General features: G+C 74.3%; 9 protein-coding genes. All 9 read right to left on the reverse strand.

Annotated features, from left to right (window positions below):
- Positions 1–408 precede the first annotated feature (408 nt).
- Complete coding sequence (locus GTW67_RS05420) at positions 409–1536, reverse strand: ferritin-like domain-containing protein (RefSeq protein ID WP_161163648.1); 1128 nt, start codon at positions 1534–1536, stop codon at positions 409–411.
- Entirely contained in the window at positions 1533–3125 is a 1593-nt protein-coding gene (locus tag GTW67_RS05425) for a class I adenylate-forming enzyme family protein (RefSeq protein WP_161163649.1), read from the reverse strand. The genes GTW67_RS05420 and GTW67_RS05425 overlap by 4 nt, the downstream gene beginning before the upstream one ends.
- Position 3126: 1 nt before the next feature.
- Positions 3127–3372, reverse strand: a complete 246-nt coding sequence (locus GTW67_RS05430) for a phosphopantetheine-binding protein (RefSeq protein WP_161163650.1) — start codon at positions 3370–3372, stop codon at positions 3127–3129.
- On the reverse strand, positions 3369–4388 hold the full coding sequence (locus tag GTW67_RS05435; RefSeq protein ID WP_161163651.1) for a transglutaminase: 1020 nt from the start codon (positions 4386–4388) through the stop codon (positions 3369–3371). The genes GTW67_RS05430 and GTW67_RS05435 overlap by 4 nt, the downstream gene beginning before the upstream one ends.
- Positions 4385–4642: a phosphopantetheine-binding protein gene (locus GTW67_RS05440; RefSeq protein ID WP_161163652.1), complete on the reverse strand. Its 258-nt coding sequence runs from the start codon at positions 4640–4642 to the stop codon at positions 4385–4387. Before GTW67_RS05440 ends, GTW67_RS05435 begins: the two co-directional genes overlap by 4 nt.
- On the reverse strand, positions 4639–6312 hold the full coding sequence (locus GTW67_RS05445; protein WP_161163653.1) for an AMP-binding protein: 1674 nt from the start codon (positions 6310–6312) through the stop codon (positions 4639–4641). Before GTW67_RS05445 ends, GTW67_RS05440 begins: the two co-directional genes overlap by 4 nt.
- Positions 6313–6317: 5 nt before the next feature.
- Positions 6318–7925 carry a class I adenylate-forming enzyme family protein gene (locus tag GTW67_RS05450; protein ID WP_161163654.1) on the reverse strand — a complete coding sequence of 536 codons (1608 nt, stop codon included), beginning with the start codon at positions 7923–7925 and terminating at the stop codon, positions 6318–6320.
- Between the two features lie 248 nt (positions 7926–8173).
- On the reverse strand, positions 8174–9085 hold the full coding sequence (locus tag GTW67_RS05455; RefSeq protein WP_161163655.1) for an alpha/beta fold hydrolase: 912 nt from the start codon (positions 9083–9085) through the stop codon (positions 8174–8176).
- A gap of 166 nt (positions 9086–9251) precedes the next feature.
- Positions 9252–10535, reverse strand: a 1284-nt coding sequence (locus tag GTW67_RS05460) for a 3-deoxy-7-phosphoheptulonate synthase (RefSeq protein WP_346010565.1), incomplete at its 5' end; no start/stop codon positions are given.

Below are 10535 nucleotides of genomic sequence, written 5' to 3' on the forward strand. Positions count from 1 at the left end.
CCGGCGGCCCGGGGTCGCCGGCCCCCGGCTGACCGGCCAGGCGGACGCCGGGACCGCCGCCGTGGCAGCCCGGGGCCGGGGACGTTCGGGGCCGCCGGACGACGGGCCGGAACGCGGCCCAGGGCCGCCACACGGCCGCCGGACGAGCCGGACCCGGCCCCGGGCCCCGCAGGACGCGTCGGACGGCACGGCACCGCAGGTGCCCGTGGCCCCCGTCGGCCCACGACCGCCGGACCGGACCGTGCCCGGGCTCGCAGCACCGGTCGGTCCGCACCCGGCGCCGGACCACGCGGCACCGCGGGTGCCCGCGTCGCCGGTGTCGCCGTGTCGCCGTGTCGCCGGGCCACGGTGATAGGGCCGCCGCCGCGGCGGGGACGGGGGATGTGCCCCGGGCGGCGGCGGCCCGGTTCAGGGGGCCGGGGTGCCGTCGGAGGGGGCCGCGCTGCCGAGGTCGGCGACCTGGTGGATGTCGCGGTGCCGGAACGCCATCTCCCGCTCCGTCAGCGCGTCCACCGCGGCCTTGTCGTCCAGCGCGCGCAGCGCCTCCTCGTCCACCTCGTGGAAGCCGAGGACGCCCATCTTGGCCAGCGCCTCCTGGACCCGGGGCCCGAACATCCCGATCTCCTTGAGGCCCGGCACGATGCGCATGAAGACCAGCCGGCGGAACTCCCGCTTGGCCGGCGAGCGCCGGGAGGCCTTGATCGCCTCCTCGCCGTATCCGAGCTGCTGCCAGATCTCGTCGTCGACGTACCGGTCGCGCAACGCCCAGCAGCCCTCGACGACGAAGTCCTCGCGTTCCTTGAGCTCCGCGTCGGACAGCTGCGGGTAGTAGCCGCGCAGCAGCAGCCGGCCGAAGGCCACGTGCCGGGCCTCGTCGCGGGCGACGTAGGCGCTGAAGGAGCGGGCCAGCGGGTCGCGCAGCCGCTCGCGGTGCACGCCGAAGGTGGCCAGGCCCATGTTCTCGACGAGGATGTGCGCCGCCAGCACCCCGAAGTCCCAGCGGGGTTCGCGCATCGCCTGCTCGAACATGGCGGAGATCGACGGGGACAGGCCGTAGCGCAGCCCGATCTTCGTGTGCAGGAAGCGGTTGAAGCCCTCCACGTGCCGGGCCTCGTCCATCATCTGGGTGGCCGCGTACAGCTTGGAGTCCAGGTCCTCCACGGTGAGCAGGATCTTGCCGACCGCGATCAGCGCGGCCTGCTCGGAGTGGAGGAACTGCGAGTACAGCCACCCGCTGCTGTGCCGGCGTACGATCCGCCGCTCGCTCTCCGGCAGCCGGTCCCACAGCTTGGAACCGGCGATGGAGATGAAGTCGTCGGGCAGGCCCAGCGGGTCGTCGGGGTCCACCTCGTGGTCCCAGTCGAGCCGTTCGTCCATGTCCCACTGGCGCTGCTTGCCCTGCTGGTAGAGCCGGACCAGTTTGTCGTTGCGCCGGTCGTAGTCCCACTGGATGACGGCCCTGCCGTTGACCGGGACGGCCCACTCGCCGGCGAGGTCCGTCAGTACCTCGGGGCGCGTGTAGTCGGTGGTGCTCATGCGGTGTTCTCCCTGTCGGCGGTGAGCGTCTGCCGGGCGATCTCGCGCAGGTCGGTGCGCAGGGCCTTGCCCGCCGGGTTGCGCGGGATGCGCTCGATCGGCAGGAAGTGGGTCGGCCGCTTGTAGGGGGCGAGGCCCGCCACGCACAGCCGCAGCAGCTCCTCCGGGTCGAACCGGTCGTCGCCGGCGGGCTGCACGAACGCCACCGGTGTCTGGCCCCAGGTCTCGGACGGCACGGGTACGACGACGACGTCGGCGACGTTCGCGGACTGCCGCAGCACGTGCTCGATCTCGGCCGGGTAGACGTTCTGGCCGCCGCGCAGGATGAGGTCGTTGCGGCGGTCGACGACCCAGACCCGGCCGTCGCGGTCGACGCAGCCCACGTCGTGCGTGTTGAGCCGGCCGTCGCGCAGGACGTCGGCGGTGGCCTCCGGGTTCTTCCAGTAGGCCTGCATCAGTCCGTCGCCGCTGACCTGGAGCTCGCCGATGACGCCGGCGGGCACCTCGCGCCCGTCGGCGTCGGTGACGCGCAGTCCGGCGCCGAGCATCGGCACGCCGACGCAGACGGCCCCGGGGACCGGGGGCGGCCCGACGGGCGTGTCCGGGCGCAGGGTGAGGACGGGGCCGCCGCCCTCGGTGATCCCGAAGATGGTCTGAAGGTCGGCGCCGAGCCGTTCGCGGGCCTCGCGGGCCAGGTCCTCGGGCATCGGGGCGGCGCCGTGCAGCAGCAGCCGCAGCCGGGACAGGTCGGTGCGGGGCAGGCCCTTGGCCCGCAGCAGGAGCCGGACCATGGACGGCACCAGGAAGGCGTGCTCGATGCGCCACCGCTCCAGGGCGGCGAGGCAGCCCTGCGGGGTGAAGCGGTCCAGGACGCAGACGGTGCCGCCGGCGGCCAGGTGGTCCAGGGCGATGACGACGCTGCCGTGGAAGAGCGGGCCGGCGTTGAGGAAGGCGGTGCCCGGGCGCGGGCCGACGTCGGCGATCCAGGACAGCGCGTTGATCTGGAGCGAGCGCTGGTCGACGACGACGCCCTTGGCCCGGCCGGTCGTCGCCGAGGTGTGCAGGATCAGCACGGGCTCGGCCATGCCGGAGCCGGCGTCGTCCATGGCTCCTGGATCAGAGGACCCGACGCCCGCCGATCCGGCCTCCACCGATCCGACCCCCGCCGGTCCCGCGCTCGCGGCGCCCGCGTCCGCGTCCGGCAGTTCCGCGACCGTCGCGATGTCGGTTACGGGCAGTCCCGGGTACAGGGCGCCCAGCCGGGCCGCGTACGCCTCCTCGGCGACGGCCGCCGAGGGCTCGACGGACTCCATGATGGCGCCGATCTCCGGGTCGGTCAGCGCCGGGTTGACCGGCACCGCGACCAGGCCGGCGGCGGCGCACGCGAAGTACGTCTCCAGCACCTCGACGCGGTTGGTGCTGAGCACCAGGACGCGGCTGCCGGGCAGCGTGTCGTGGCGCAGCCGGGCGGCCAGGGCCCGCGCGTCACGGTGCAGGGTGCGCCAGCTGACGTCGCGTCGGGCGTCGCGCAGGGCGAGGGCGTCGGGGTCCCGGTCGAGGCCGCGGCGCAGCACGTGGTTCAGCCACATGTCAGCTCGCCTCCGCCCCGGTCAGCCGGGCGACCGCGCGGACCGTGGTGAGGCCGAGCAGCTCCTCGTCCTCCAGCGGCCGGCCGAGTTCGTCCTCCAGGCTCAGCGCGATGCGGATCAGCTCGCCCGAGCCGATGCCGGCGCCGGCGAAGTCGTCGTCGTCGCCGAGCCGGTCCAGCAGGACGGGGTGGTCGAGGCTGCCCCGGATCAGGGTGCGTACGTCGGTCAGGGAGCGGACGGCGGTCATGAGCTCCTCCTGGGGCGGGCGCCGACGCCGACCATCGCCCAGTAGGGGGCGGGTTCGCCGTCGAAGTACACGAGGGGTTCGGCGCTGTCGGTGCGGCAGGGCAGCAGCCGGTTGAAGCGGCTGCCGAGGCAGGCGGCGGCGAACTCGGGGGACTCGGCGACGCCGCGTTCGTCGCCGACGGTGGCGACGAAGGCGAAGACCGGGTCGAGCGACTTGTGCACGCCGTCCTCGACGACGTCGCACCAGGCGTGGTCGCTGCCGAACAGTCCGAGGAGGTAGCCGCGGCGGGCGGTCGTCTCCAGGCCGGCCGCGCGCAGCCGGTCGGCGAGCAGCCGGGAGGCGACGACGCAGTCGGCGACGCCGAGTTCCCAGGCCCGGTGGTGGTCGGCGCGCAGGGGTTCGGGCACGGTCTGGTAGACGACGCGGCGTGCGGCGAGGGCGTCGACGACCTCGGACCATGCCTCGTGTATGCGCGGGTCGCGCACGGTGTGCGAGGCGCCGGTCAGCCGGACGGCCGCGGTGTAGCCCGAGGGGTGCAGGGCCTCGTCGAACGGTCCGCCCTCCAGCAGTTCCACGCCGGGCGCGGACAGGTCGGGGACGCGGACGGTCACCTTCCGGCTCCCGTCGCCGGCGGCGGGGTCCTCCGCCGCCTCGCCGCCGGCCGTACGGGAGGGGTGGACGCCGATCTCCCAGTCGCGGGGTGCGAACCAGCTCGTGCGGGGGGCGGCGGCGAAGCGCATCAGGAAGCGCAGGCCGAGTTCGGGCACGGTCTGGCCGGTGCCGCAGAACATGCCGACGTTCATCAGGTCGTCGTAGTCGAACAGCGGCCCCCGCGCGGAGTCGACGACGTGCGGCAGCCCCGCCGAGGCGAGCCGGGCGACCTGGTCGGGGGCGGCCCGCAGGGCGCGTGCCGCGGTGGTGGTGTCGGTGTCGTAGCGGGCGACGTCGGACGGCGCGGTGCGGAACCGGTCGAGGGCCCCGAGCAGGGTGTCGGCGGCGGCGGTCTCCACGGTCATACGGAGCTGCCCTCCCGTGTCAGCCGGGCGACGAAGTCGGCGAGTTCGCGCACGGTCGCCGTCTCGAAGAGGAAGTCGTCGGGGATGACGACGTCGCACTCGTCCTCGATCTCGGTGATCGCGCGCAGGGCCTTGACGGACTCGATGCCCGGCACGGCCGACAGGGGCTTGTCGGGGTCGACGGACGACTCGGCGACGCCGGCCTGTGCGGCCAGTGCCCGTACGACGATGTCCAGGGTCGCGGTGACGCTCACGAGTGCTGTCCTTCCGGGGCGGTGGGCAGTGCGGAGTGGTGACGGCGGTACAGGTCGGCCGCGCCGGAGCGCTTGACCTTGCCGGAGCTGGTGAAGGGGAGGGTCTGCGGGGAGACCGCGAGGGTCTCGACGGCGGTGAGGCCGAGGTGTTCGGCGAGCCGGGTGCGGATGGCGTCGCCCACGGCGCGGGCCGTGCCGGCGTCGAGCTTCGTCTCCCAGATCACGGCCATGTACTCCTCCCGGTCGTCCTCCCAGGCGAAGGCGGCGCAGTGCCTGCGGTCGACGCCCGGGGTGGACTTGACGATCTCCTCGACGTCCTCGGCGTAGTAGTTCTGGCCGCGGACGACGGCCATGGCCTTCACGCGGCCCATGACGTAGAGCTCGCCGTCGCGCAGGAAGCCGATGTCGCCGGTGCGGAGCATGCCGTCCGGGGTGAACGGCTGCTGCTCGGCGGGGAGTCCGAGGTAGCCGGGTGTGACGGGGGCGCCGCCGATCTGCACCTCGCCGACCACGCCGTCGTCCAGGGGGGTGCCGTCGGCGGCGCCGATGCGCACGTCGACGCCCTCGACGGGCCGGCCGCAGGAGACGACGGTGCGGGTGGTGGGGCCGGGTTCGGCGGCCTCCCGGACGCGGTCGCCGACGGCGAGGCTGGAACGTTCCGCCTCCAGGCTGCGGTACGGGGTCCCGGGGGTGCCGGTGCTGACGATGAGGGTGGCCTCGGCGAGGCCGTAGTTGGGCTGGACGACCTGGGGGCGCAGCCCGTACGGCTCGAACGTCCGCTGGAACTCCTCCAGGCTGGAGCGGCGCACCGGTTCGGAGCCGTTGCCGCCGTAGCGCCAGGCGGACAGGTCCAGGTCGTCGGGGATGCCCTTGGCGGCGGCGGCGACCAGGTAGTCGTAGAAGAAGTTCGGGGCGGGCAGGATCGTGGCGCGGCTGGCGGCGAACTCGGCGAGCCAGCGCATCGGGCGGCGGACGAAGTCGCCGGGCTGCCACAGCGAGACCGGCGAGCCGGCGCGCACTGCGGCGAGCAGGGTGAACAGGCCCATGTCGTGGAAGAGCGGCAGCCACTCGCCGAGCCCGTCCTCGCTCGTCCACCCGGTCCCGGCCTCGATCGCGTCGAGTCCGGCGGAGACGTTGGCGTGGGTGACGACGACGCCCTTGGGGGCGGAGGTGGAGCCGGAGGTGTACTGGACGATCGCGGGTGCCGTGCCGCCGCCGTGCGGGGACGGCAGGTCCTCGCGGCCGTGCGGGGCGTCGGCGATGTCGATGAACGGGATGTGCGGGACGGCCTCGGCGACGCGGGCGACGATCCGGCCTCCGAGGCTGCCGTCGACGAGCATGGCGTCCAGTTCCGCGTCCGCGGCGATGCGCCGGACGTGGGCGGCGTAGGCGTCGGCGCCGCCGAAGGCGACCGGGAGGGCCAGCGGGACGGCCGCCGCGTCGAGGCGGAGCGCGGCGAGCAGGCCGCGGACCCAGGGTTCGCCGTTGGCCATGAGCAGGCCCACCCGGCGCGGGGCGCGGCCGTCGCGGGCGGCGAGGACGGCACCGGCCGTGCGCTCGGCGCGGTCGAACAGGGCGGTGCCGGAGACGGGTTCCTCGCTGCGCGAGGGCGTGTGCAGCAGGGTGCCGTCGCCGAGGCCGCGGGACAGTTCGTGCCAGAGGTGCGTCATGCTGCTCAGGCCTCCTTCGAGGCGAGGGCCGGGGTGGCCGCGGTGCGGTGGACGCGGCCCGCGAGCTTGCGGCGCAGTACGGACCTGCGGACCTTGCTGGTGCCGGTGACGGGCATGGCCTCCCACTCCCAGAAGCGCACCTGGAGTCCGGGCAGCCCGGCCTCGGCGGCGACGGCGCGGAAGCGCTCGGGGTCGGGGGCGGTGCCGGGCCGGGGGCAGGCCACGGCGAAGACGGTGCCGTCGTCGTCCTTGACCAGGACGAGTTCGACCAGTTCGGGCAGGGCCTCCAGCAGGTGGTCCTCCTTCTCCAGGAGGCTGCCGACGCCGTCGACGTGTTCGACGCTGCGGTCGAGCAGTTCCAGGGAGCCGTCGTCCAGGAGGCGGCCGATGTCCCCCATGGGCCACCAGGCGTCCTCGGGCGGCATCGGGTCGCCGCCGACGTAGCCGCGCATCCGGCCGGGCGAGCGGGTCTCGATCAGGCCGGGCGTGTTCGGCGGCTGCGGGACGCCGTGCTCGTCGACGATGCGGATCTCCATGCCGCCGCCGCTGTGCCCGACGTTGCGCGGCGAGTAGTCGGCGGACTCCTCGCGGGTGACGATGCGCAGGCAGATGGGGCCGGACTCGGTCTGCCCGTAGGCCTGGAAGTAGTGGGCGCGGGGGTGCTCGGAGGCGTTCAGCAGTGTCCGCACGGTGCGCGGGTGCATGGCGTCGAAGGTGCTGATGAACCGTTCGACGTGCTGGAAGGGCCGGTCGGGGTCGGCGGCGAGGGACTCCCACTGGATGTAGACGTTCGGGTGGGTCTCCAGGGAGGTCGGGCGGTGTTCGAGCATGAGCCGCTTGACGTTCGCGGGGTCCGGGTCGGCGATGGCCAGCGCCGGCATCGCGGTCTCCAGCGAGGCGAGCGTGCCCGCGCAGGTGCGGGCGTGCACGAAGGACAGGTGCTTGGCGTTGAGGTCCTGCTGGGAGTACTGGTCCCGGAAGATCATGATCATCGGGGCGACCATGCCGAACAGGGAACGGGTGGAGTGCGCGGCCATCTTGGGCGCCCCGGTGGTGCCCGAGGAGTGGGTGATGACGAACCACTCGTCGGCGTCGCGCGGCCCGGCGGTGTGCGCGAGGCGTTCCTGGAGCGGTACGACCCAGTTCTCGTCCGTCTCCTCCAGGCACAGCACGTTGCGGGTCAGCCGGCGCAGCGCGTGCCGGTGCTCGGCGAGCCGCGCGAGGCCGGTCGAGTCGACCACGAGGTAGGGGTCGTCCAGGCGGGCGAAGCACTCCAGGAGCTCCCCGGTCTCCATGGCGGAGGAGAGCAGGGCGGGCAGCGCGCCGATCTTGCCGAGGGCGCACATCACGCCCTCGACCTCGATGTGGTTGCGCTGCACCACGGCGACGACGTCGCCGCGCCGGATGCCGCCGGCCCAGAAGCGGTCGGCGTAGTCGTCCACGGCCCGGGCGAAGTCCGCGAAGTCGCGGACCGGCCGGTCGTACGTGCGCCAGGGCGTGTCGGAGAGGAAGGGGGTGTCGGGGTACTTCTCCGCCGCGACGGCCGGGAGGATCCCGAGGGGTGCGGTCGGCTGCGGCATGACATCGAGCTTCAGTGCGGATATGTCAGGCATGAAAAAGTCCCCCTGCTCGGCCTGGCGAAGACGTCCGGGCAGCACGAAGTGCGCGCCGGGTGAAGGCTGTCCGGTGTCGGAAGTGGTCGGGATCGCTCACCGTCCGGTCGGGAGCGGCCGACATGAGACAAGAGGTGGTTCCCGGCCGATGCACTCCACCGGATTCCGAGAAAATCCGGACGCTCCGGCTCCGCCACGGCCGCGCCCGGCGCACCCCGGTGCGCGGTGAGCGGCGGAGCCGTGGCCCCTCAGGGCCGGCGCGGGCGGGAGAAGAGCCGCTCGGCGGTCCTGGCGACCAGGTCGGGCCGCTCCTCGTGGAGGTAGTGGCCGCACTGGGGGACCACCTGGACCCGCAGGTCGTCGGCGTGCCGGGCGGCCGGCGTCAGCACGCCCGGCGGCAGCATGAAGTCACGCTCCCCTCCCATGATCACGGTCGGGGTGGTGAGCCGGAGCCTCTTGTACCGGCCCGTCAGCAGCCGCGCGATGTCCCGCAGGGCGAAGGCGCGGTGCAGTGCCTCCCCGGCGCGCGCCCGCGCGGGCTCCCGGCTGGAGCGGACGAACTCCTCCATCGCGTCCGGCGTCCAGACCGCCTGGTCCGTCACGCCCTTGCGCATCAGGTAGCGCGTGAACCCGGGCCGGCGGCGCAGCATCCAGCGCCCGAGGAGCGGCTGCTCCAGCAGCGCCGTGTACCAGAACCGCCAGGACTGCGGCATCAGGCGGTGGTGCAGCGGCCAGGGGTGCATCATGTTCAGCGCCAGGTGGTGCGAGACGCGCTCGGGCGCCGTCAGACAGAGGTGGAACCCCGTCCAGGCGCCCCAGTCGTGCCCGATGAGCCGCACCCGCTCCAGGCCCAGTCCGTCCAGCAGGGCGACCACGTCGGCCACCCGGCTGTCGGTGTCGTAGCCCTTGGCCGGTGCGTCGGACCAGCCGAAACCGCGCTGGTCCACGCAGATCAGCCGGTAGCGGCCGGACAGCAGCGGGATCAGCCGCCGCCAGCCGTACCAGTGCTGGGGAAAGCCGTGCAGCAGCACGACCGGCTCCCCTTCGCCCGCCTCGGCGACGTGCAGGCGTACGCCGTCCCGCACGGTCACCCAGCGGTGCCGCACGCCCGCCAGTTCGGGCTGGGGCGGTGAGGCCTCGGCGTTCTCCACGGACTCCACGAAAGCTCCTGAGGGTTGTCGGACCGGTTGGTTCGTTCGGTCGGTCAGGAGGCGTCGGCCTCGCCAAAGGTTCCCGCCGGGTACGAGGTCGCGGGCCCGGCCCGGCGGCGGACACGCCGATGCCGCCGGACCCCCGGTCCGACGGCATCGGGTGACGCGGCGTCCGCTACCTCTCCCCCGCGCACAGCCGCGCCGTGAGCGCGGCGATCTCGGCGGTCTGTGAGCCGTTGAGGCGAGGATCGCAGGCCGACTCGTACCGCACGTGCAGCCCGTCCTCGGTGATGCCCGCGCCGCCGCCGACGCACTCGGTGACCTCGTCGGGCGTGGCCTCCAGATGGAGGCCGCCGGGTGTCGCGCCGGCGGCGCGTATCGCCGCGAAGAAGCCGCGGATCTCGGCGCCCACCGTCGCCACGTCCCTGGTCTTGTGACCGCCGCCGCCCACGTACGTGTTGCCGTGCATCGGGTCGCACATCCACACCGCCCGGTGCCCCGAGCCCGCCACCTCCTCCAGCAGCGGCGCCAGCAGCTCCTCCACCTGCCCGGCCCCCATCCGCGAGATCAGCACCAGGCGCCCCGGCTCCCGGTCCGGGTCCAGCCGGGCGCACACCGCGGCCAGCCTCCCCCGGTCGGTGCCCGGGCCGATCTTCACGCCCACCGGGTTGGCGACCCCGGACAGGAACCGCACGTGCGCCCCGTCGGGGTCGCCGGTGCGCGCGCCGATCCAGGGCAGGTGGGCGGAGGTCAGGCACAGGCTGCCCGTGACGGGGTCGCGCCGCACCTGGGGTTCCTCGTAGTCGAGGACCAGCGCCTCGTGGCTGGTCCACACCGCCGGGGCCCCGGGCACCGTCGCCCCGGGCAGGGTCATGCCGGACTCGGCCAGCTCCCGCAGCAGGGCGAGGACCTCGCGCGCGTGCGCGTGTCCGCGCAGCAGCCGCATCGCGTCGGGGACGCGCGCGGCGGGCTCGGGACGCGGATCGTTCACCAGGTGCCCGCGGAAGGACGGCAGCACGAGGTGGCCTGCCCGCTCGGTCGGGGAGGAGCGCGGCTTGGCGTACTGGCCCGCCAGCCGGCCGATGGGGATCACGGGCCGGCCCAGCGCGGCCCGGACGGTGCCCGCGGTGCCGTGCAGCTGGCCGACGCGCGCCGCGACGCCCGCGAACGTCGGGGCGTCGAAGGTCTCCGCGCAGTCCCCCAGTTGCACGACGAAGGCCTCACCGGCGGCGGCCTCGGCGAGCGCGCGGCGCAGGTCCAGGATCTCGTCGGACCGTACGAGGGGTGCGGCGCCGGCCAGCCGGGCGCGGATGCGGCGCAGCAGCCCCGGATCGGGCCAGTCGGGCTGCTGCTCGGCCGGGCGCGCGCGCCAGTCGGACGGCGTCCACGCGGGCGCGCGGCGGGCTGGGGCGAGTACGGCGGGCGGGTGCATGACGAGATCGGCCTCCGTCGTCGGATG

This window comes from Streptomyces sp. SID5910, from assembly GCF_009862125.1.
In the GTDB taxonomy this organism is placed as follows: Bacteria; Actinomycetota; Actinomycetes; order Streptomycetales; family Streptomycetaceae; genus Streptomyces.

Bases quoted from the DNA above. Each gene is read 5' to 3' on its own strand.
- GTW67_RS05420 (WP_161163648.1), bottom strand. From the start codon at position 1,536: ATGAGCACCACCGACTACACGCGCCCCGAGGTACTGACGGACCTCGCC.
- GTW67_RS05445 (WP_161163653.1), bottom strand. From the start codon at position 6,312: ATGACGCACCTCTGGCACGAACTGTCCCGCGGCCTCGGCGACGGCACC.
- GTW67_RS05435 (WP_161163651.1), bottom strand. From the start codon at position 4,388: ATGACCGTGGAGACCGCCGCCGCCGACACCCTGCTCGGGGCCCTCGAC.
- GTW67_RS05430 (WP_161163650.1), bottom strand. From the start codon at position 3,372: ATGACCGCCGTCCGCTCCCTGACCGACGTACGCACCCTGATCCGGGGC.
- GTW67_RS05425 (WP_161163649.1), bottom strand. From the start codon at position 3,125: ATGTGGCTGAACCACGTGCTGCGCCGCGGCCTCGACCGGGACCCCGAC.
- GTW67_RS05450 (WP_161163654.1), bottom strand. From the start codon at position 7,925: ATGCCTGACATATCCGCACTGAAGCTCGATGTCATGCCGCAGCCGACC.